Genomic DNA, 23204 nt, shown 5'->3' with positions numbered 1-23204 from the left:
CTACAATGCCCACTGCCAGTAAAGGTGAGCGATCTGGAGCCTTCTTTCGATAAGCATCGAGTGTCTGTTGCAGCACTGTCTCATCGCCATTCAAATGGCTGGCAAAGACAAAATCCCAACCTTGGGCGGCAGCAAGCTCAGCACTGTCAACACTGGCGCCGAGAAGGAAGCGGTGGGCGGCCACCGTAGGGAGCGGCGTTGCCCGCACACCGGCAAGTGGATCACCCTCGGGCAGACCTTTCGCAAGGAATGCGCCGAGTTGTGCCAGTTGTGCAGCAAAGTCTTGTTTTTCGGACCGGGGGATGACGCCTTGCAAGGCTCGGGTCGAGTAGGGCAGCCCGCCCGGCGCTTTTCCGACGCCAAGATCTACGCGATCCAGTCCAAGGGCGGCAAGCAGATTGAAATTCTCTGCCACCTTGTAAGGGCTGTAGTGCTGCAGCATGACACCACCAGAACCAACGCGAATGCGTGTTGTGTTGGCGAGCAGGAAGGCAATCAACACTTCAGGGGAGGAACTTGCCAAAGCAGGTGTGTCATGATGTTCGGCAACCCAGAAGCGATGAAAACCCCATTGTTCGGCCTGACGGGCCAGCGCGACTGTGCGTTTCAGCGCCGTGCTGGCCGTCTCGCCATCATGGATTGGACTTTTATCGAGCAAACTCAGTGCATAGCCCATTTTAGGGTATGGCCTCCATGTGATTGAAGTCACGCATCGCCATTGAGCGCTAGGACTCCGTTTCAGAGGCAGTTAGATTTTCCCGAATTTCGGGGGGCGTCAAAGAACGCTTTGCTAAAAAACAGCGGCGAAACTGTATTAATATTCTTCACTTCATTGGTTAAATTTCAACGTGCCACCCTTGCAAGCCGAAATACTGCACGCGACATGGGGATGTGACTTGTATTGGTCTATCAATGAATTCTTCAAATGGATAACAGGCTATAGCATCTGTCTATTGGGCTAATACTGATCCAGTGAGGCATAAGGGAATGACGTTAGAAGCACGCCTTGAGATAGGTTTCTGACAATTTGAATGAGATGGGAGCGGGGCATGCGCAGAAATTCGATCGGCTTCTGGATATTCGTGCTTACCGCAGTTGCCGCGAGCGGCTATCTCTACAGTTTGATAGTATACAGCGAGGGCTATTACATTGGCGCAATATTTGCCCTTTCGATTTGTGCGCCGATTCTGGCTTTCGAGCGCGGCGTTATCTTTCCAAAACTGCGCGCATGGATAAACACATTGCCGACGGCGGGCTTTCTCGTGACGGCATTGGTAGCTGATTATGTGTTGATCAGTTTTGGTAATGCCGTTTGCGGTATAATTCTGTGGTACTTCGGATGGCTCAACGGAACATTCTGGCAGGCCGCGATCCTTTCACCGCAGGTATTGTTCTATACGCTTGGTGTATTGAGCATCATGATATTCATCTTGCGGGTGCGGGATTTGCTGGGCCGCGATATTTTTGCGAACCTTCTCATCAGCCGCTACCGTCAGCCGGTGGCAGAAGAACGCGTGTTTCTCTTCATTGATCTGGTTGGGTCGACAACTTTTGCCGAAGAACATGGTGATCTGCGGGCTCAGCAGTTTCTTGGAGAACTGTTCGCTGCATTTGCCGAGCCGGTCCGGCGTCATCATGGTGCCATTGATGATTATGTCGGCGATGCTGCCATCATCACCTGGCCTATCGATCGCGGCATTAAGGACGCAAGCTGCGTGCGCTGCGTCTTTGATATTTTGGATGGAATCGAAAAGAACACGGCTCAATGGCTGGAGCGATTCGGGCAGGTTCCAGCTTTGCGTGCTGCGCTGCATGGAGGCCCCATCATCACAGCCGAAATCGGGGTCGATCACCACAAGATCACCTACTTTGGCGATACGGTGAATACGACAGCACGCCTTGAAAGCCTTTGCCGGACACTGGAAGCACCGGTTTTGATCTCGACTGACTTGGCGCAGCGCATGAGTTTATCCAATGAAATCAAAGCTGATTATCTGGGTTTGCACGGCGTAAAGGGTAGGGGACAGGCACTTGGGGTGATCGCTCTGACGCGGTGAAAGTCTGGTGTCCAGCTTGCGAGTATTCTCATTCAGACAATTTCTGTCCACAAAGCGGCAAATCGGCCATTTGCACGATGACAGGCAAAGGCCGTTGCGCTATGGTCCGGGCTGTCGAGGGCTTCGGCCCTGTCAGTTTGCGGGAGAGTGTCGTGCATAGAAATATGCAGGCCACCGAAGGGGAAATCGCCCGAAATCTCTCAGGTACCAGGAACCGCAAACCGGGAAGGCAACTCTGGAAAGTCGGGGGAAACTCCGCGCCGAAGGTGTAAGTTCAGTCAGGGGTCCTGGCTGGGCGAGTCTCTCAGGCTTCCGACAGAGGGGCAAAGAAATGTTCCGCTCTATGGCGGAGGTCTTTGCACGTCTCTGGAGTAAAAATGGGCACTGAAGAAAATCTGAAACAACTGCCGCTCGATGATCTGCACAAGGCCGCAAACGCGCGCTTTGGCGGTTTCGCTGGTTGGTCTATGCCAATCACCTATCCGCTTGGTGTGATGAAGGAACATCTGCACACGCGTGAGAAGGTTGGCCTGTTCGACATCTCGCATATGCAGCTGTTTGATGTTGCTGGAGCAGAAGCTGCGGCGCTGCTTTCGCGCGCTTGCCCGCTTGATGCGGCTGCGCTGCAGACGGGTCAATCGAAGTACACCTTCTTCCTGAATGACGAAGCCGGTATTCTCGATGATCTGATCATTACCCGTCTGGGGAATGAGCATTTCATGGTCGTCGCCAACGCAGGAAATGCGGCAGCTGATGAGGCGCACCTGCGTGGTGTGGCCAAGGGATTCGACTGCAAGATCGATGCGCTGGACCGGGTATTCCTCGCCATTCAAGGACCTGAGGCCGTGAATGTGCTGCGCGATGCCGGTATTGCCGGGACCGATCTTGCTTTCATGCATGGATTTGAGCCGAAACCGGGATGGTTCATGAGCCGCTCCGGTTATACGGGTGAAGATGGTTTTGAGATCGGTTTCCCCGAAGCTGACGCGCGCGCGCTGGTTAAACGCTTGCTTGCCGATGATCGCGTTGCATGGGTTGGGCTTGCCGCCCGCGACAGCCTGCGTCTTGAGGCCGGCCTGTGTCTGCACGGCCATGACATTACGCCTGATTATGACCCTGTTGATGCTGGATTGCTCTGGGCTATCACCAAGCCCGTGCGCGAGGCAGCCGGATTTATCGGTGCCGAGGCACTCCTTGCCAAGATCGCAACGGGTTCGACCAAGAAGCGTGTTGGCTTGAAACCCGAGGGGCGGCAGCCGGTACGCACTGATGCTGAACTCTTTGATGCTGATGGCACCAAGATCGGGTTGGTCACATCAGGCGGGTTTGGCCCGTCGGCTGGTTTCCCAGTTGCCATGGGCTATGTCAGCAAAGATTTATCTGCGCTGGGTTCCAAGGTTTTTGCTGAGGTGCGGGGCAACCGCATCCCCGTGGAAATTCATTCACTCCCTTTTACTCCACATCGCTACCACAAAGGATAATTGAGATGGCAGCCACTTACTTTACCGAAGATCACGAATGGGTCCGCGTCGAGAATGACATTGCGACAGTCGGCATTACCGACCACGCACAGGATCAGCTCGGCGATCTGGTTTTTGTCCAGTTGCCGGATGTTGGTCAGTCCCTCTCCAAGGGCGATCCCACCGTTGTTGTTGAATCCGTCAAGGCCGCATCTGACGTCTATGCGCCTGTCGACGGTGAAGTCACCGAAGTGAATGATGCGACCACAAGCGATCCATCGCTGGTCAATTCAGCGGCCGCCAGCGATGGCTGGCTGTGGAAGATGAAGCTGTCCAATCCGGACCAGCTGACCGGCCTTCTCGATGAGGCTGGCTACAAAGCAATCATTGGCTGAAGGCATGATGATGAAAGACACCGTATTCCCGTTTGCTGATCGCCATATTGGCCCAAGCACGCAAGGCTCGCGCGCCATGTTGGCCGCCCTTGGCATTCCATCGCTGGAAACCCTGATCTCACAGGCCGTGCCGAAGTCGATCCGCCTTGAGCGCCCACTCGATATTCCCGAAGCCGCCAGCGAAGCTGAGGCTCTGGCGGAACTCGCGGCCAAGATGGGGCAAAACAAGACCCATAAGAGCTTTATCGGACAGGGTTACCACGGCACCCATGTGCCAGCCGTTATCCTGCGTAATCTCTTTGAAAACCCCGCATGGTATACGGCTTATACGCCTTACCAGTCGGAAATCAGCCAGGGCCGGCTCGAACTGTTGTTCCATTTCCAGACGCTGGTGACAGAGCTTACAGGTCTGCCGGTTGCATCCGCTTCACTTCTGGATGAAGCGACGGCTGTTGCCGAAGCGGTCGGTATTGCCTATCGCCATCATCGCGAAAAGCGGGAGCGTATTGTCATCGCAGGTGCTTTGCATCCGCAGACCGTCGATGTGGTCAAGACCCGTGCCGAGCCGCTTGGGATGACCGTCGACGAGGGCGAAATTGATGCGGGTGTTGCAGCAATCATCGTTCCATGGCCGGATACATTTGGTGTTTATGGTGATTATACCTCGGTCATTCAGGCAGCCAAGGCCGCCGGGGCGCTGGTTATCGCAGTTGCTGATCCGCTGGCTCTGACAATCACGCCGCCACCTGCCAAGTCAGGTGTTGATATTGCCGCTGGTTCCATGCAGCGCTTTGGTGTGCCGATTGGTTATGGTGGCCCGCACGCTGCTTATCTTGCTGTCAGCGAAACGCTGACACGGCTTATTCCGGGCCGTCTGGTTGGTCAGTCCGTCGACAGCAAGGGACGGGCAGGTTACCGCCTTGCCTTGCAGACGCGTGAACAACATATCCGCCGAGACAAAGCGACATCCAATATCTGCACAGCACAGGCGCTGCTCGCCAATATGGCTGTATCTTATGCCATCTGGCATGGTCCGCAGGGTCTTCAGGCTATCGCGCGCGGTGTGCATGTACAGGCTTCGCGATTGGCGGCTGCTCTTACGGGGGCCGGACTTTCCATCGCCGGATCGCATTTCTTCGATACTGTTACCGTCACTGTTCCTGGCAAGGCCGCATCAATCGCAGCCGAGGCCGAAAAGAATGGACGTCTGCTGCGCATTGTCGATCAGGACCGGCTAGGCATTACAGTCGATGAAACAACATCGGAAGATGATCTGACGGCGCTGGTTACTCTCTTCGGTGCAAAGCTGCCGGCCGAAGCAAAGGCTACCTTGCCCGGCGAAAGGCAGACGGAAGGTTTTATGACGCAGGCCGTTTTCCATCAGCAGCGTTCGGAAACCGAAATGATGCGTTTCCTGCGCCGTCTGGCGGACAAGGATCTGGCGCTTGATCGCGCCATGATCCCGCTTGGCTCCTGCACGATGAAGCTCAATGCTGCGGCAGAAATGCTGCCGGTCAGTTGGAACAGCGTTGCCAATGTGCATCCGTTTGCTCCGGCTGATCATGCGCTTGGTTACAAGTCGATGACCGACGATCTGGAAAGCTGGCTTTCGGAGATTACCGGCTTTGATGCCGTCTCATTGCAGCCTAATGCGGGTAGTCAGGGTGAATATGCCGGTCTTCTGGCCATTCGCCGTTACCATCTGGACCGGGGTGATGATCATCGCGACATCTGCCTCATTCCAGAATCAGCCCATGGTACAAACCCGGCCAGTGCCCATATGGCTGGTATGCGCGTTGTTGTTGTGGCCTGCGAAGAGGCTGGCGATATTGACCTTGAAGACCTTAAGGTAAAGGCGGAACAGCACAGTGCCAATCTGGCGGCGCTGATGATCACCTATCCTTCGACGCATGGTGTGTTCGAGGAAGGCGTCAAGGATATCTGTACGGTCATTCATCGGCATGGCGGACAGGTTTACTTTGACGGTGCCAACCTCAATGCGCTGGTCGGGCTTGCCCGTCCAGGTGATATTGGCGCCGACGTTTGCCATATGAACCTGCACAAGACCTTCTGTATTCCGCATGGTGGCGGCGGACCGGGTGTTGGCCCCATCGGCGTGAAGAAGCATCTGGCTCCGTTCCTGCCTGGACATGTCGCCAAGGGATCGCAGCATGCGGTTTCTGCGGCACCGTTTGGCAGCGCATCCATCCTTCCAATCACATGGATGTATATCCGCATGATGGGTGGTGCGGGTCTCAAACGTGCAACGGAAATGGCCATTCTCAACGCCAATTACATCGCTGAGCGGCTGAAAGGCCACTATCCCGTGCTGTTCAAGGGAAGTAATGGCCGTGTTGCGCATGAGTGCATTCTCGATACCCGTGTTCTCAAAGACAGTGCCGGGATCAGCGTCGAGGATATTGCCAAGCGTCTTATTGATTACGGATTCCATGCGCCGACAATGTCCTGGCCGATTGCCGGTACGCTGATGGTCGAACCGACGGAATCGGAATCAAAGCGGGAAATCGACCGCTTCTGCGATGCGATGATCCTCATTGCCGGAGAAGCCGAAAAGGTTGCCAGCGGGGTCTGGCCGCGTGATGACAATCCGCTGGTCAATGCACCACATCCATCCGGCGACGTGCTGGCCGATGACTGGTCGCATCCTTATAGCCGCAGGGAAGCCAGCCTTCCGGCCGGTGAGAGCGAAGAGAACCCGAAATATTGGCCTCCCGTATCGCGCATCGACAATGTGGCCGGTGATCGCAATCTCGTCTGCTCCTGTCCGCCCATGCAGGCATATAGCTAAGACAAAGCGCCCCTTCCGGATCAGTCGGGAGGGGCTTTTTACCAGTTCGGTGTGAGGCTTAGACTTTCGTCTGCATCGTCATCAGGCATAGGGCCAAGCTCGGGTGCAAGCTGCCGCAACGCCAGTGGAAGTGCTTGTAGATCATTGGCATCGAAGGACAGGTGCGGCAGTCTGGTCCTGATCAGGCCAGCAACAATTTTTGCCTGCATCTCATCGCGCACACGCTTTGCAGCATCCCGATCAGCCCGGCGTGACAGCCACAGCTTGTGCAAGGCAAAGGCGCGCGGATYAGGACAGGTATAATCCAGCGGATAACCTTTTTCGTCGATAACCACAGTCGAGATTTTAGGGCTGTTGACCAGCCATGTGAGCCCCTCGATTTCAATAGCCTGCAGGTCATCCGCATCGGCACTGAAACGAGCTTTCTCCCGCGTGGACATGCGGTCCTTCGGTGTCGGCTTGATCAGGTCGACAAGGAAACCATCGCGATTGGCGGCGCGATATGCATTGCGGGCCATGGGTGCGAAGGAATGATCGATCTTTTGCAAAAGCCCGATCAGGCCTTTGTGCGAAAAGTCTTTGCTGATCAACCGCAGACTGAAGCGCGAGTCGAATAGGAGATCGACATCTTGGGTGGACAAAAGTCCGCCTGATATCTGGACGCCTGCCATACGCTCATAGGCAAAGAGCGCATTGGTGCCGACCACATCGACAGCCGTGCCAATCAAACCGGATTTGCCGAGTGCGCGGATAATGCGTGCTGTCAGAAGCGGGACGCGGCCAAGCGCCATTGCCCGGTTGACAGGTGCCAGTTCATCCAACCGTTTTGCCAAGCGTGAAACGCGGGTTTTCGAGACTTCGCGCCCAGTATGGAACTGCCCGAAGATTGCTTCAGTCTCGGTCGAGTGGGCTCCAAGAGATTTCCAGATGCCGTTCGTCTTCTTGTAGAGATATTCCTTGCCGTTCGTGCTCTTTTTCCAGGACATCGAGCCGGAAAACCGTTGCTCATATTCCTTCAGACTTGCCCGGTAGACATCATAGGCCTGTTCCGTGTCAATCAATTGGCGCACTTGCTCTGAAGATAATTCTCTGAATTTACTCATATTATCCCCGATCTATCGATTTTCTGTCGTGGTAGGGATAATATATCAACAGTGGTGAATCAGGAAGTTGATTTCCAAAGAATTATCCCTTGCGTGTTGGAGTTCCTCTTATATAGGGATAATTAGTTGTTTTTCAATTAGATAAGATTACTTCTATCCCGATACGTGATTGTGACTTTTGTAATGCTTGGTTTGCCCATTGCAGAAGTTTGAGGTTTGCTTGTTAACTAGACACAACAGCACTCTAGGAGAGTCGAAAGAATCCTATGTTCGATCTGAAAGTTACGAATGCCACCTTGCCTGACGGTCGCACCCATATCGACATTGGTATCAAATCCGGTCGTATTGTTGCCGTCGAAACCAATCTTGGCGGTGAGGCAGGGGAGACAATCGATGCGGACGGGCTGCTGGTTTCACCGCCATTTGTCGACAGCCATTTCCATATGGACGCAACTCTGTCGCTCGGCCAGCCACGCCTTAATGAAAGCGGGCGGTTGCTCGATGGTATCCAGATATGGGGTGAGTTGAAGCCGCTTCTCACTCATGATGCAGTGATTGAGCGGGCGCTATGCTATTGCGATCTGGCTGTGACGCAGGGGCTCCTTGCAATCCGCACTCACGTTGACATCTGCGATGAACGCGTGCTGGGCGTGGAAGCGCTCCTCGACGTCAAAAAGCAAGTTGCACCCTATATTGATCTGCAACTCGTGGCTTTCCCGCAAGATGGCTATTACCGCTATCCCGGTGCTGTCAATCTGCTCAAGCGGGCGCTTGATCTTGGAGTTGATGTGGTTGGCGGTATTCCGCATTTCGAGCGTACCATGACGGACGGTGCAGCGAGCGTCAAAGCGCTCTGTGAGATCGCGGCGGAGCGCGGCCTGATGATCGATCTGCATTGTGACGAGACAGATGATCCACTATCGCGCCATATCGAAACGCTGGCCTATGAAACACAGCGCCTTGGTCTGGGAGGCCGTTCTACTGGCTCGCACCTGACGTCAATGCATTCAATGGACAATTACTACGTCAGCAAGCTGCTGCCATTGATTGCAGAAGCTGGTGTTGCAGCGATTGCCAATCCGCTCATCAATATCGGCATTCAGGGCCGCCACGACACCTACCCGAAACGCAGAGGCATGACCCGCGTGCCGGAGCTTCTTGCACATGGTGTTACCGTCGCGTTCGGACATGATTGTGTGATGGACCCTTGGTATTCACTGGGTCAGGCCGACATGCTCGATGTCGCCAGCATGGGGCTGCATGTAGCGCAGATGACGAGCCGTGATGCGATGCGTCAATGCTTCGCGGCTGTAACAACGGAGCCAGCCAAAATACTCAATCTCGAAGGTTATGGCCTTGATATCGGCTGCAAGGCGGACATGGTTCTGTTACAGGCAGCAGATACGATTGAGGCTATCCGTCTCAAGGCGACCCGGCTTGTGGTGATCAAGTCGGGCAAAGTCATTGCGCGGACACCGAAACGGGTCAGTACGATCGCGTTGAATGGTCGTCCTGATGCGGTCGATCCGGCAAGCTATGCTCCAAAGCTCAACTAAGATTCTTCAGTTCCATAATTAAGGTTATGCAACTTAGGGCAGCACAAAAATCTGGAGGATCGTGCAATTCATCAGGAGTTCCGGTCTACGCGTTCCTCCGATTGCTCCCCTATTGTGTGCTGGTGAGGTCATAGGCCTCACAATCTCAGCACACAAGGAAATGCACGATGAGCAAGACATGGTTTATCACCGGTGCTGGCCGGGGTATCGGTGCGGAAGTTGCCAAGGCGGCCTTGGCCGCAGGGCACAATGTGGTTGCGACCGGTCGTAACCGTAAACAGGTTCAAAAAGCATTTGAAGGTATAAGCGGACAGCTGTTGATCATGGAACTGGATGTCACCAATCCAGATCAGGCGGACTTAGTGGTGGACGCTGCTGTCACCCATTTCGGCGGTCTTGATGTTTTGGTCAACAATGCTGGCTATGGTCAGTTGGGAAACTTTGAAGAAAACCCTGCTGCCGATATCGAACGGCAATTTGCGACTAATGTATTCGGAATGTTTCATGTGACCCGCGCTGTCCTGCCCGTTATGCGTTGGGAAAGATCAGGCCGGATTTTCAACTTCTCGTCCATGGGTGGCATGGTCGGCTTCGCTGGTGCATCGATCTATTGTTCGACAAAATTTGCGGTTGAAGGGTTCTCAGAGTCACTTGCAATGGAACTTGCCCAGTTTGGTATCCATGTAACGATTGTGGAACCGGGTTTCTTCCACACGGATTTTCTCGACGAGAGTTCCGTCCGTTATAGCAGGCAAGCCATCAATGATTACACGGCCTCCTTACATGAGAGGCGCACGACATATGACGGATATAGCTACCAACAGGCTGGTGATCCGGCAAAGCTGGGTGCTGCTCTGATTGAGCTGGCAGCGTCGAAAGAGCCTCCACTGCGTTACGTCGCAGGGTCTGACGCAGTCAAAGGCATCGCGACAAAGCTGGATTCGGTTCACGCGGAGATCAATAAATGGCGATCTTTGTCGATTTCTACAGATGGTAATTTTTGAGCCGTTTTTCTGCCCAGAGATCAACACGATTTTCCCGGAGAAATAGGCAATCAGCTCGTTGGATTGGTCTACCGCCTCGCCTCTCCGCCGTGCGAAATTCAAACTGGGAATAAAACCCCGCTATTCAATTCACTTTAAAGAGAAAGGGATATTTATCATGAACATCCAATTCCCCACCCTTTCACCGTATCTCAAGCCAAGTTTTTCAACGCTGAAACTTCTTTCACGCGTGTTCCATCCGATCAAGACAAAGAAAGATCGCGACATGGCGGAACTGGCAAAGCGATATTTAAATGGATAATCAGCGCCTTTTTCACGCGCTATTGAAAGTCGAGGAAACCCGCAATGTTTGGCATTGCGGGTTTTTTAGTGCCTCTCAACCGGATCAAGAGTAAAGAGTTCCTGCGCACGGCCAACACCGCGTAGGGCAAAGCGTCCGACACAAACCAGTTTGGACCGGAGTCCTTCCGGCAGGAACGCGGCAAAGCGGTCAGAGATCAGGATGTCCTGATCGACCGAACGGCACATGGAAGCGATGCGACTGACTTCGTTCACGGCAGGTCCAACGACCGTAAAATCCAGCCTCGTATCACTGCCAATATTGCCGAAGAACACCTCGCCGACGTGGACGCCAAGATAGACGTTGGTAATAGGCTGTTTTTCTGCCGTGCGGCGCTCATTGAGAGCAACAAGCCGCTTGCGCAACAGCGCTTCCGCCTGCAGAGCCGCCACACATGCGGTTTGCGAACCACCATCGGTGAAAATAGCCAATGTACCGTCGCCAATCAGCTTCAATACGTCCCCGCCCGCTTCCTGTATGGATGAGATCACCGCATCGGCATAATCATTCAACATCGGGATGATCGCATCTGGTCCAGCAGCATCGGAGATACGGGTATAGTCCCGCAAATCCGAATACCAAAGAACGGCTTCGATCCGGTCGGCGGCACCGCGATTGATACGCCCGGCCAAAACGCGTTCACCTGCATCATGACCGAGATAGACCTCGGCAATTGTCCGCACGATCCGCGCCAGTGAGGCGCATTTGATGGCAATGGCGAGGCCACGCACGAGACGCTTCAATGTTGCGATGTCGCTATCGTTGAACCCATCGGTGTGGGCGGTAGACCACTGCGAATAGAAGCAATCCATTTCGCCGATACTGCCTTGGGTTGAAAAGCGGTTGATCAGCGCCAGATAATCGGTAAGTCCTTCAGCCTTGAGGTTCTCAAGATGAACAAAGCCCGGCTCGTCCATTTCGCCAATACGGCGGCGGAGCGAATCTTCACCTGACTGTAACAGGTGATAGAATGTGGTTCGCTGCCAGCTTTCCGCGCTCGCCCCCTGAGTGCTGGAACCGTACTCAATGACAGGCTTTTCAACTTCCTCACGCTGGCGCCAGTGAAATGCCCTACCCTCATAAATCGGATGCAGCGTATCGACAAACGCCAAGGCGCGCTCAAGCGTGATACCAAGGCCGCAGCAGCGCGCACAAAAACCGTTCAGCAGTTCGGTTTCGCTGGCTCCAGCCAATCCTTGAGCGTCAAGCCATTCTTCAATTGCAACGATATCGGCTTCAGTCATGATTCCCGCTCTCACATGAGTGCTGAACGGGTATCACGTTCACGCCGTTTGACAAAGATAGTCCCGTTTTGGTGTGGGAATTCAGTTGCCCGCTGCTACAGGTTCCAGCTTCACCGGGTGTGTCTGCAGATCCGCCGCCGGTTTTTCGCTATCCGTGGCTTTTTCGATAGCGCAGACCTTCAGATTGCCGGTGAAGAGAATGCCGCTGATTGGCAATGCCGGTTCAGCCGGAAGCGTTTCATGGCGGATACTATCTTTTGGAACATGCAGCTTGTGCTCGCCTCCTTCGGTGCCGCCGCCAAGTGTGAGCGCAAGAGTTGCCGGAGGATCAAGAAGTGTTGTGCCGTAGAGGAATTCGAAGCTCAGCATGGAAACCAGGAACTTGTAGGTCCCGTCACGCACGCCGCCCTTGAGCAGAGCCGCCCGATGCAAATCGTTACCCAATCGGATATCGAGCGGCGGAATGCGCGGTTCGCACACATAGGCCATTGCCAGAAGCTGCCCCTTGTCCACCTCGAAGCGCAACCGATCGCTGCCCAAATCCAGAGCCGAGATAGAAAACCGCCGATTGCTGTATTCGACTGGAACCCGGCCAAGCCTTTTGCTCAACTGGACGCCATCAAGGGCGCGTGCCCCGGCGAAGTGTTCCGGATCAATGGGCGGTGGCAAGGCGGCGGCCTTGACCGGACGCTGTAACGCGGGTTCCAACTCATCGGCGATGAGGTTGGCAACAATGGTTGTCGCGACAGGCCGGGCGTAATGGCCTTGATCGGAATAGAAGCTGGGGTGGCCGACGACATCACGGCCCAAGCGCTGCATAAGATTGCGTGATACGTCCACGCATATGGTCCCGTAGCACTGCGAGATGTAATTGATACCCGCATCGATAGACGGAACGGCATTGAGGAACGAACCGTTGCGTGCGCCGAACACAAGAGTTGCAATGCGCAGGTTGGGGTTTTGCTCCAGAGCGTAGCGGATAATCCCCTCATAGAATCTGGCCCAATGACGGAATGGCCGCCGCTCGTCGCCGTAAACGAAAGCATCGTTGAGCGCATATTCGATCAGCAGCAGATCGCAATCAGCCAATTGGTCGTAAATCTTGAGCTGGTAAAGTCCGAATGCGCTGGTGGTGCCGCCCACGGCGAGGTCAGCGACAACATCAAACTCGATACCGCGCCGCGCCATCGTTGATAAAAGCGACGGCAAATAGCCTGGCAACATGACGGTGTTGGAGCCGCCGATGATTACGGTTTTCAATTTCATGGTGCCACCACTGCTGCCTTGCCTGCAGGAGAAAGCCCTCCGCAACGCCAGACTCCATATCCCTTTGCGTCCCAATCAAAATAATAGGCCGCTGCCACGCGGCCCGTTCCCATGAGTTCCTCGAACCGGTTTCGCGCTGTCTCGACCAGATGTTCGCGCGAACCGTCATTGGCGGGGCACGTCGTTGACGTGTTGGAAAAGCCCCATTCCGTGATCCAGCATGGCTTGCCATCTGGCTCTGATCGGCAGATCGACAGCGCCTGACTGATATGGTCTGCACGAGCTTCTGGCGTACCGTTGCTGCCCGGATAGATATGTATCCCGTAGCCATCCACCACCTTATCCAACCCATGCTTGCGCAGGAGATTGGTAAAGATCGTCAGGTCAACACTATCGATCCCGCGCCTGTCAGCGTCAGCAAACGGAATGTCCGAAAGCCCCGCCGAGACAACCTTGGCATTGGCGCTGAATTTGGTGGTTTTGAGTTCTTCGCGAACAACAGCAGCAAGCTGGACATATTTTGCAGCGCCTTGCTCGACAACGGTCAAGTTATCGAGGTCGTTCAATGTACGCGCCGTCTTCGATTTGGCCTTGGTCTTCACCTCAAGATCGCCATTATAGGCGCCCCAGTTGATTTCATTGCCGGGTTCAACTGCGACAAGAGGAATTTTAAGCGCATCTATCTTGCGCAGGGCATCACCCACCACAGACCGGAACTGATCCGGCGAAATATCGGAAAGCCGGTACATATCCCATATCCGGCCAAGTCCGGAACGCGGCTTTGTACCTTGAGGGTAGAAGGCTGCATTGTTGAGGGATATTTCAAGAAGAATTGCCAGCCCCTTTTCATGGGCCACGCGGATTGCGTCGATACTTTGATCGAGCGGCTTGGTCAGTGACAACCGCACCGCAACCACACCGCTCTTGACCATGAGGTCGAGCACTTTTTCCCGTTCCGGTGCGGAAAGCCAGGCAAGGTTGACCCGGTTTACACCAAATCGGCTGTCTTCTGTTGCTTGTGATGGCGTTGCGAGCACACTGCTCGCGACCGCAATCGCCACGGCAAAGGAAACACCGGCGTAAAGCCTACGCAATTGCAATCGCCATGTCATGGTTTCATGCCTCCCATATGCTGGACGCCGGTGAAAAGCCTCATTATCGAATGCCGATATCTTTCAAAGCGCCGTTGAAATTTGCTTCGCACTCGGAGTAACGATGTATCGCCGCCGGAACGTCGATCTTCGAGAGGAAGTCCTGCAGAAACGCCTTCTTTTGTGGCTCGCGATTCCACACCGATGCCTCGATGTGCGGGAAGCCGACGAAATCGAGCATCTCGCGCATACGGTCATCGACAGCGATCATCAGTGCTGGAATGCCCGATTGCATGCCGATGATTGAACCGTGGAAGCGGCGGCCAAAGCAGAAATCCTGCCCCGATACCCAGCTGCGCCATTTATGCGTATCGAAGAAAACCAGATAATCGCGCTTACGCTGCCATTTTTCCGCATGCTTGTACTCAGTTGGCGCCGTGATACGGCTTGCCGCCTGATCGTAGGCTTGCGTGGTGTCTTCACCGACCATGTTCATGTTGTAGACGATTACTTCGTCCTGAATGACGTAGCTTGCCGTACTGTCCTTGTGCAGGAGTGCATGGGCATCGACGATGGTATCGGGAACACTGCCGAGATAACCACCAAAGGCGATTTTTTGGGATTCAGCCAGCCCCGGATCGGCCAGACGGCTTAGCGAACGCTTCATCTGAGCCGGATCGAAATAAAGCGACGGGCATCCGGTCGGACGCACATACTTCATACCCTCGGCTTTCAGGAACTCCGCCGTAAAATGTCCACGCGTCAGGAAGAACGTTTCCTTCTTCTTCAGCACATTGAGGAAACGCTGCGTACCCTCGGGCAATTCAGCCTTTAGGTTTTCCTTCTTCTGGATGCCAATGCCCATGATGACGATTGGCATGTTGAGAAGTTCAAACACATGGGATTCCGTTGCAGCCGCATAGCCGGGCCGAAGCAGATTGGCCGATGCAAACAGGCACAGGTCAAAGCTCTCGTTCAACCTTGCATAGGTCTCCGGCGAATGAATGCTGTTGGCCAGATGCCAGAACGGAATATAGGTAACGTCATGGCCGCGGACGCTGTTGGCAGCGCCTTCGCCGATGAGATAATTGCCCGTATTGGCAATCCTCTTAACCTGATCGATGACATCCTTTTTTGTCCGGATGTTTTCGAAATAGGGTCGGTGTTTTACCGTTGCCCCGGAAACGCTGTCGACGGTCCGCATCAGATATGATGGGATGCCTGTGATCATTATTCGCATGTTCGTCCATCTTATGTTGGAGCTTCCAAGGCGCCGGATATGGGAGTTATCCGATGCCGATCTCAGTCAGGACCGAGCGGAAGCTGCGTTCACGGTCAGAGTATTTTTCAATGACCTGCGGAATATTCATCTCGGCCAAATGGTCAGAGATGAATGCCGAGCGGTCATTTGCAGAATTGAGGTCATTGGCCTCGACTTTCGGCAACCCGGAAAAGTTCAGCATTTCGCGCATCCGGTCATCGACAGCGACAATCAGGCTTGGCACGCCAGCCTGAAGCGCAATGACATTGCCGTGGAACCGCCGGCCAAAGGAGAAGTCCATGGACGATGTCCAGGCACGCCACTGGTTCGTGTCGAAAAATGTGTGAACCTTGATCTTCTTTTTCAGCTCTTCGGAGCCCTTGAATGTCAGGTCACCGATCATCTCACCCGAGGTGGAATCGTAGACGCGACCATCCTCGTTCGGTTCAATCTGCATGTCAAAATGCAAGGGCTCGTCCTGAATGACATAGGCCGAACGTCCATCGTCGGACGAAAGCGCATTCATGTCACCAATCGTATCAAGCGCAGCGCCCATATAGCCTGTAAACACCGTCCGCCCTTCACCCACTTTCACATCAGGCAAGCGGCGAATGGCTTTGCGCACATTGGCTGGCATGAAATACATTGACGGGCAGCCAACCGGCCGCACGAATGAGAACCCCTGATCCTTCAGATACGCGGCCGTTTCATCGCCGCGTGTCAGGAAGTAATGCTCTTTTTCCTTCAGGACCTGCAGCAGACGCTGGGTGCCCTCGGGTAATGACTCTTCGAGGTCTGGCCGGTTCTGAATGCCGATGCCCAGCATAACCACAGGCATATCCAGCTTGGACAGCACTTGCGCTTCCGCGTCAGCGGACAGGCTCTTGCGCAGAAGATTGGCGCAGGTGAAGACACAGATGTCGAATTGCTTGTTGATGGCGTCCAGACCCGTACCGTTGTTGACGGCGTTGTAGAGGTGCCAGAATGGAATATGGGTGGCGTCCGGAGACAGCGCGCGCAATGCACCCTCCCCGATCAGATAGTTCCCCGTATTGCTGATATTCTTGAGTTCGCGCAGGTAAGCTTCCTTGTCTTCCGGCTGCGGTTGTTTCTCCGAGTAAAAGACACGGGAATCTTCGGCTCTCTGAATGAGGCGTGTCATGTGGCCGGGGATGCCGGTAAGGAGAATTCTGGGGCTCATGGGGTTCACAAAACCTTTCTGCTGATCATCATGCGACTGCCCGGCCCGGAAGCTCGGCGGTTACATTGAATTCCTCTGTGATTTCGGGCGTGGTCGCATTCCGTTCACCTGGAATTGCGGGTTCGATTGTGTTGCACCAGACAATGAAGCTGGCAAAAGACGAGGTCCAGGAACGTCGGGCTGCACTGGCGAGTGAACCCTCGGCGGTGCGGGCAAGGGCTCCGCGATCCTGCGCGAGAATGGTGAGCAGCCGCGCGATATCAGAGACGATCTGGGCGTCATTGGCATTCTTGATGAGAATGCCATCATGTCCGTGGACGATCAGTTCATCGACAGCGCCGACAGCCGTTGCGACAGGTACGCAACCGAGCTGTTGTGCTTCGGCAATCATCAAAGGCGCACCTTCCCATCGGGATGGCATCAACAACACATCTGCCCAAGCGAGATGGGTCGCGATGTCCTTGCCGCTGAAAACCGGCGGTGAAACCTTGACACCGGCATCTTTGAGCCTTGCCATCCAGGAGGAACTTGGATCATCGGATAGAATTTCGCCGCCAATGGCCTGTGCTTCAAAGGCAATACCGCGTTCGCGCAGTTTGAAGATGGCGTCATACAGCCGGTCAATTCCCTTTTGACGGTCCAGTCGTCCCATGTAGAGAATACGAAGCGGCTCATCCGGCTGCTGCGTTTTACGCGCAGCGGCGACCTGCGTGCGCAATTTTGTATCGATTGAAAAACTGGCCGCGTTCGGTACAGCGAATATCTTCTCGAATGGCACGCCGAAGCTGTGGAGATAGGTTTTCAGCTGTTCGGAACAGGTCAGGAATGCGTCATAGGCATGTTCAAACGCGATGGCGGCATAGGGCTGGCCGGCGCGGCGACGGAACACCGTCTCATCCACCACGTGAAGATAGCAAGCTGTGCGCGTGCCTTCGGACCGGAGTTTCCCCATCAGCGGATGGGCGGCCATGACGTGGTTATTGACGATCAGGTCAAACCCGGACAGCTGTCCGCGTAACCCTTCCCAATCGAGAGGATGATCCTCGGTGATGAAATCCTGTCCAAGGAAGCGGTTGGTATCACCCCAGGCCGGTATGCCGTCTTTCCAGAAATGCACATAATCGAAAGCCTGATCGAACTCATCAAGCACATCCATCCGGCTTGAACCAAGTACAAAAAGGTGAGTCTCGAAACCCTCCTGTTTCAGCTCGCGTCCTGCGGCATAGGCAACTTTTTCAGCGCCACCAAAGGAGGCGTTGGGAACCAGCACCGCAGCTGTCTTTCGCTTGCCAGCATTATGGGCGAGCGGCAGGACCGGCGATCCGCCAAGTTCCTTGCGCAAGACCTGATACATTTCTGACAGGGCAGGCAAGCGGCGTGGACGCCATGTCCAGCGTGTCGAAGCCGTTTGTTTGAGCGGGCTGGTCGCAATAGCGGTAACAAGATTGAGCAGCGCCTGTTCGGGCCGCGCCAGCGAGCGGCGTTGCCGCGCCTTTGGAAACGGGAAGCGAATTTTCACCCGTGATGAGGTAGGCCATAATTGCTGGCTGCCAATGGACGAGAACCAGTCGAGCGCGTCATTATCAATGACGTTCTGGATAAGTTTCGTTGAAACGAAGATCAGATCGGCCGGACCCTGATGGGTGCCCGAGGGCATGATTTCGGAATCGATGCGCCGCTCTGAATCCACATTACCAAGTTCAACAAAGACAATGTTGGTCTTTTCCGCAAGCCGTTCGAGATGGCAAAGAATATTTGGCAGAAGCCGCGAGCGCGTGAGCAGCTTTAATGTCTCGCTGCTGCAGGCCGCAACGAAGGGCGGAAAGTGGAAATTGTCGGGCTCGCCGACGCTTCCCCAAAAAGCGCGGATCGCGTCGTCAAATGCGACCTCACCCGGCTTTTGCGTGGGATCGCTGAAGGTGCTGAGTGTCCCCTCGCCCGTACGAATGAGCGCGTAACGCGGACATTCTTCATGTTCGAAACCAACCAAAGTCGGACGCCGAAACAGAACCTTGTGTCGCTTGCGCAGGAAATTGATAGATGCGGACCGGTCGCGATTTGCTTCCTTGAAGCGGCTTTCGGCTCTTAGGCGATACTCAAAACCGGTATCATGGCATGGCTGCCCAACAAAGCCTGCTTCAATCGCAGAGAGCCAGAATTCCCAGTCTTCGAAGCCATTCTGGCGGTCTTCATCAAAGCGGATGCCGCTCTTGAAAACATCCAGCGAAATCATTGATCCCGTATCGCAGATATTGTCCGTGATACAATGAATGAGACGCGAATAGCTGTCGCCATAGTGGGCGCGCCAGTTGACCGAGAATGTATCGATGTTTGTATAAATCCAGCCCGCATCACTTGCAGCAAGACGGCGGTAAAGTGTATCCACAGTATATGGTTGAACTCGGTTGTCTGCGTCCAGAAAATATACTGCCTTTGCTTCCGGTAATTCTTCAAGAATATAGTCAATCGCCCGGTTGCGCGCGCCGCCCGGTCCGGCATTTTCCCCGAAGATCACGTGAATTTCGGGGTGGGCTGCCGCATAAAGTGCGAGCTGGTCAAACACTTCATGCCGGGGATCACCATCTACCGATACGATAATGGCAATGCGGAATTTTGTTACGGATGCCAGTGCAGATTCAAGCGCCTCAGGAACGAGTGCTGCATGGCCGTAGAGTGGCATTGCAATGGCAATCAGGTCCTGAGATTTATCGGGCATTGGCCATCTCCTGGACTGGACGGGCCTCGATATGCTTGACGAGCCGGAAGTTGAATACCTTCAGCCAAGAGAAATCGACCGAACCCGCAGTCGCCTTGCTGAGAACAACGAGGTCCATGGCCCGGGTGGTTGCTGTATCCAGCATGAAATTGATATCGGCCGGCTGCATTGCGGTGATCTCGGTCCAGCCGCTGAAAAGTGCCGTGGGTCGCTTTTCGCCCGGGCGCCCGAGAGCTGCTATCTCTCCCTTGATGTCAGCCGACAAGCTTGTCAGCAGGAAGCCGACCGCGCCGGGCTGGCCTTCCGGATGATCAATGAGTGCGCGCGCCGAAATACGCACGGTGCCCGGTGATATGACCCGGCGGATCGCACCAGCCGTAATGCCCTCGGCAAGAGGATGGCACACGATCGCATCTTCGTGTTCCAGGAAACGCACTGTGGGGAAATCCGGCACAATAGTGCTCACTGAAACATTGGTAACGCCGCGAAGCAGTTCCACCGGCAGGCGATAATCTTCCACGCGCCGCCCCGCAATCAGGGACGTAGGCACAAAGACATTCGGCAAGGATGTAGGACGCACGCCCGGCAGGCCGGTAAAGACGCGGAAGGCGAGCGGTCGCATATCGAGATCCGCATGGGGTATGCGCGCTCTTGCAGCATAACGCTCATTGGTGATGACATTGCCGAGGGAAAGCTCCGGCGGTACACCGCCGGTCGCAGATACTCTCAGCCGCAAGGTGCGATGGCCACCATCGCAGGCCTTTGGCAGCGAGAAGAAATTCCAGTCAGCGGCGACGCTGCTATAGGGAACGAGCCATTCAGCAACGCCTTCGCCATTTTCCACGTAGTCGAGGGTGACGATCAATTGGCCAGACCGGCCTGATGGAAGGCCGCGGAAATGCAGGGCAAAGCCTGATACAGCGTAGCTCGACACCGGGAAAAGCTGTTCGATCTCTGATTCACGCAAAAGATTTGCGAAACCTTCATCCTTTGGATCAACGCTTGGTGTGTGGCTGAAAATTTCGGTAACAGAATCCCAGTTGCGCGCGTGAAAGGCATTCTCGATAGCGCGGTAATTCTCGAACAGCGTTTCTCTTTCCCGGCGCAACATGACGAGTTCGGTGTGCACCTTTGTCACGTGGTTGGTGAGACGATCTATCCCGCTTTCAAGCACCTGCGCTATGAGTGCTGCTTCCGTGGCGATCGTCGATGGATCAAGCCGGACGATCGGCACTTCCGGCAAAGTCTTGAACCGGTAAATTCGCTTCAAAGCGTTCTGTAACTCCGTCGCCCCGGTATCCGAAGCGGCAATACCGATCAGAGGGAAGGCGTTGAGGAGGCGCACCTGATCCGATTCCGGCTCAACGAAAACAATGAACTCGGCCAAGGGAGAAGATTCGAACAGCGGTTGATCATGGGTGGAAGCAATCGCGTAGCGGCTTCGGCGAGGCTGTCGATCAACGGCTGTGGGCAGTGATGTGTTCAAAATAGACATCCAGTGTAGTTGGTCGATTGTGCAGCTGCGAACTGCGTCTCCCTTTATGAGAAAATATCAATAGAGTAATGTCAACAGAATATGCGTTCGATCTATAGTAAATTATAATACAGATATGGGTTTGATTTGTTTCAAAATTCGAAATAGTTTAGTTATACTTTGTGTGCAGCGCAAAAAACCCATGCCGTATCTGGGGTTGGATAAACGCTAAAAGCGAAATCCAGTGAAATCAGCAGACACAAACCGCGTCTTCAAGCCGTTCGCAAAACGGTATCAATGAGGTTTTTTTGTCGAGCGAGGCAGTCGGTCAAGCGAAAGCGGGACTCGATTGTTCGGCGTGCTGCAGCGCGCAACGGCATAAAATCATTCGGCGTTGCAAGCACACGCAGGATGGTGCTGGCAAGCGCATCCGTGTCGTAGAAAGGAACGAGCAGGCCATTCTGACCTGATCGGATCACTTCCTGCACGGGTTGCGTATCGGAGCCGATGATCAGCGCACCGCATGCCATTGCTTCAATGACAGACCAGGACAGTACGAACGGGTAGGTCAGATAGATGTGGGCCGTCGAAATCTGATACAGCTGACGGAGAAGATCGTGCGAAATTGCGCCCGGAAACAAAATCCTGTCGGCCGGTAAATTATATTTGGAGAGAAGCGCATCCTTCCACGAACCACCTCCCGGAGGCGGTGTGCCGTAACTCACGCCGTCTGCGCCAACAAAGACGAACAAGGCGTCATTGTTCTTCTGGATCACCTTTGCCGCTGCTTCAAGCGCCTGCGGAAAACCACGATAGGGCTCCAGATCGCGGGCAACAAACGTGATTACCGGATCGCCTGTTTTGATGATGCGCCCATCAGGTAATTTCAGCGATGCACGCTGGTCAGGACGGAAAAGTTGGGTATCAACGCCTTCATGGCAAACTGCGATGCGTTTTTGCGCCGCGGCCGGATAAAGGCTCTTTTGCCAGAAAGTAGGACTGATGCCTCCATCAATGGCTTCCAGCGAAACTAACTGCGCAATATTGCGCAGCCTTAATCTTTTGCGCGTCTCTGCGTCCGGCTTGTCATCCGGAGCAAACCCGACATCGGCACCTTCGGGCCGATAGAAAAATTCACAATAGCCCAGTGCGGGAATGTTTGGCAGGACGTCCTTGACGAACATCATGCTGCCCCAACCAATATGGCCAATGACAATGTCAGGGCGTTCACCCTGGCGGGCCATCGAATCAAACGTTTCCGCCACGCGATGTCCGATCCGCACATGGTGGTCGGGAATGCCTAGATACCTGGCCATCTGGCTATCCGCCCGAGGGCCAGGTTCCATTCTGTGTCTGATCACGCGGACCGATGGGAGGCGACGGTCCACTGTTTCACAGATAAGACTGACATCATGCCCGCTGGTTGCAAGATGTTCGGCCAGGGCCGCGAACTGACCTAGTCCGCGCCTGTGAACGAAAGCCACATGCATGTCAGTCCTTTCCAGACGTCAGAACGCGAATCGACAGAGGGTCAGATGCCGTAACGAGCGGCATTTCCCCAAACCAGTTCGAGCCTGTGTAATGTCTGGAATGCGATTTCCAGATTGCGAAGATCGTCATCATCCCTGGCAAGTACGCGGTTGTAAGCCCCGCCAGCGTTACGCAGATTGGAACAAAGCTGTTCGCCTTTTTCCGTCAAACGAATCCTTGCGGATCGCTTGTCGCGCTGGGATGCAACCCTGTCGATGTAACCGCCATCGCCGAGCTGCTTCAGATAGTAAGAGATGTTGGAACCGATATAATGTCCCCGGTCCAAAAGCTCTCCAACGGAAAGTTCGACGTCGCCAATTGCCAGGAGAACCATTGCCTGGGCTGGGCCAACGTCTTCAATTCCCAATTTCGTCAATTCGGACCTCAGCAGGCTTGCGAACCGACGATTTACTCTCTCAATCATTCTGGCCAGCTCAAAATGTGTGACCACAACGGTATGAATTGGATGTCTATGTCCCTGTTTTTCAGCAGTAATCTCAGGAAAATCGGCGGCATCGTAGCCGTCAATAGATGTTTCGACTTCCACTCCTTCGTGTAGAAGTTTTTGTATCATCTTGGTCTCCATCATCAATTTTACTTCAAAATTTGAAGTAAGTTACAAGTATATTCTCAGTCTCCTTTGCTTTTTTCCCCACCATATAAACTTTTTTCTGTCACATTCTGCACGGTATTACTT

At 54.4% G+C, this 23204-nt stretch carries 18 protein-coding genes and 1 riboswitch; of the genes, 7 read left to right on the top strand and 11 right to left on the bottom strand.

Annotated elements, in window-relative coordinates; translation table 11 throughout:
• On the bottom strand, nt 1-676 hold a 676-nt coding region (locus tag AB4Y96_RS25290; protein WP_441920703.1), incomplete at its 3' end, for an MsnO8 family LLM class oxidoreductase.
• A 373-nt stretch (nt 677-1049) separates the two neighbouring features.
• Between AB4Y96_RS25290 and AB4Y96_RS25285 the strand changes: the two genes are divergently transcribed.
• The 4 genes from AB4Y96_RS25285 (at nt 1050) to gcvP (ending at nt 6721) form a co-directional block, all read left to right on the top strand.
• Nucleotides 1050-2057 carry an adenylate/guanylate cyclase domain-containing protein gene (locus AB4Y96_RS25285; RefSeq protein WP_441920701.1) on the top strand — a complete coding sequence of 336 codons (1008 nt, stop codon included), beginning with the start codon at nt 1050-1052 and terminating at the stop codon, nt 2055-2057.
• A gap of 130 nt (nt 2058-2187) precedes the next feature.
• Nucleotides 2188-2284, top strand: a riboswitch (glycine riboswitch).
• 150 nt (nt 2285-2434) lie between these two features.
• The gene (gene gcvT, locus AB4Y96_RS25280) at nt 2435-3538 is read left to right on the top strand and encodes a glycine cleavage system aminomethyltransferase GcvT (protein ID WP_441920699.1); all 1104 of its coding nucleotides are present in this window, start codon (nt 2435-2437) and stop codon (nt 3536-3538) included.
• Nucleotides 3539-3543: 5 nt separating this feature from the next.
• Nucleotides 3544-3912, top strand: coding sequence for a glycine cleavage system protein GcvH (gene gcvH, locus AB4Y96_RS25275; protein ID WP_091886739.1), 369 nt, complete (start codon nt 3544-3546; stop codon nt 3910-3912).
• Between the two features lie 10 nt (nt 3913-3922).
• The gene (gene gcvP, locus AB4Y96_RS25270) at nt 3923-6721 is read left to right on the top strand and encodes an aminomethyl-transferring glycine dehydrogenase (RefSeq protein ID WP_441920705.1); all 2799 of its coding nucleotides are present in this window, start codon (nt 3923-3925) and stop codon (nt 6719-6721) included.
• Between the two features lie 38 nt (nt 6722-6759).
• Here the strand turns inward: gcvP and AB4Y96_RS25265 are convergent, their stop codons facing one another.
• Nucleotides 6760-7824, bottom strand: coding sequence for a GSU2403 family nucleotidyltransferase fold protein (locus AB4Y96_RS25265; RefSeq protein ID WP_441920698.1), 1065 nt, complete (start codon nt 7822-7824; stop codon nt 6760-6762).
• 266 nt (nt 7825-8090) lie between these two features.
• Between AB4Y96_RS25265 and AB4Y96_RS25260 the strand changes: the two genes are divergently transcribed.
• The 3 genes from AB4Y96_RS25260 (at nt 8091) to AB4Y96_RS25250 (ending at nt 10685) form a co-directional block, all read left to right on the top strand.
• Nucleotides 8091-9380, top strand: coding sequence for an amidohydrolase family protein (locus AB4Y96_RS25260; RefSeq protein WP_441920696.1), 1290 nt, complete (start codon nt 8091-8093; stop codon nt 9378-9380).
• A gap of 167 nt (nt 9381-9547) precedes the next feature.
• Nucleotides 9548-10384, top strand: coding sequence for an oxidoreductase (locus tag AB4Y96_RS25255; RefSeq protein ID WP_441920694.1), 837 nt, complete (start codon nt 9548-9550; stop codon nt 10382-10384).
• A 157-nt stretch (nt 10385-10541) separates the two neighbouring features.
• Nucleotides 10542-10685, top strand: a complete 144-nt coding sequence (locus AB4Y96_RS25250) for a hypothetical protein (RefSeq protein WP_175540743.1) — start codon at nt 10542-10544, stop codon at nt 10683-10685.
• A 65-nt stretch (nt 10686-10750) separates the two neighbouring features.
• Here the strand turns inward: AB4Y96_RS25250 and AB4Y96_RS25245 are convergent, their stop codons facing one another.
• The 9 genes from AB4Y96_RS25245 to AB4Y96_RS25205 all read right to left on the bottom strand — a co-directional run bounded on the left by AB4Y96_RS25245 (nt 10751) and on the right by AB4Y96_RS25205 (nt 23078).
• Nucleotides 10751-11968, bottom strand: a complete 1218-nt coding sequence (locus AB4Y96_RS25245) for an adenylate/guanylate cyclase domain-containing protein (RefSeq protein WP_091886164.1) — start codon at nt 11966-11968, stop codon at nt 10751-10753.
• An 81-nt stretch (nt 11969-12049) separates the two neighbouring features.
• Entirely contained in the window at nt 12050-13234 is a 1185-nt protein-coding gene (locus AB4Y96_RS25240) for an SGNH/GDSL hydrolase family protein (protein ID WP_441920692.1), read from the bottom strand.
• A complete protein-coding gene (locus AB4Y96_RS25235) occupies nt 13231-14346 on the bottom strand; it encodes a glycoside hydrolase (RefSeq protein ID WP_441920690.1) in 1116 nt (371 codons plus the stop codon). Before AB4Y96_RS25235 ends, AB4Y96_RS25240 begins: the two co-directional genes overlap by 4 nt.
• Before the next feature lie 43 nt (nt 14347-14389).
• Nucleotides 14390-15565 carry a polysaccharide pyruvyl transferase family protein gene (locus AB4Y96_RS25230; protein ID WP_112529372.1) on the bottom strand — a complete coding sequence of 392 codons (1176 nt, stop codon included), beginning with the start codon at nt 15563-15565 and terminating at the stop codon, nt 14390-14392.
• Between the two features lie 46 nt (nt 15566-15611).
• Entirely contained in the window at nt 15612-16787 is a 1176-nt protein-coding gene (locus AB4Y96_RS25225) for a polysaccharide pyruvyl transferase family protein (RefSeq protein WP_091886169.1), read from the bottom strand.
• Between the two features lie 28 nt (nt 16788-16815).
• A complete protein-coding gene (locus tag AB4Y96_RS25220; protein WP_441920689.1) occupies nt 16816-19503 on the bottom strand; it encodes a glycosyltransferase in 2688 nt (895 codons plus the stop codon).
• Complete coding sequence (locus AB4Y96_RS25215) at nt 19493-20998, bottom strand: DUF6212 domain-containing protein (protein ID WP_441920688.1); 1506 nt, start codon at nt 20996-20998, stop codon at nt 19493-19495. Before AB4Y96_RS25215 ends, AB4Y96_RS25220 begins: the two co-directional genes overlap by 11 nt.
• Before the next feature lie 251 nt (nt 20999-21249).
• Entirely contained in the window at nt 21250-22467 is a 1218-nt protein-coding gene (locus AB4Y96_RS25210; RefSeq protein WP_441920686.1) for a glycosyltransferase family 4 protein, read from the bottom strand.
• A gap of 41 nt (nt 22468-22508) precedes the next feature.
• Nucleotides 22509-23078, bottom strand: a complete 570-nt coding sequence (locus AB4Y96_RS25205; RefSeq protein WP_091886304.1) for a MarR family transcriptional regulator — start codon at nt 23076-23078, stop codon at nt 22509-22511.
• Nucleotides 23079-23204: the final 126 nt, after the last annotated feature.

This window comes from Phyllobacterium sp. TAF24 (assembly GCF_052113785.1).
Lineage (GTDB): Bacteria > Pseudomonadota > Alphaproteobacteria > Rhizobiales > Rhizobiaceae > Phyllobacterium.
Note: the sequence above shows the minus strand (reverse complement) of the source record. Positions and strands in the feature narration are given on the sequence as shown.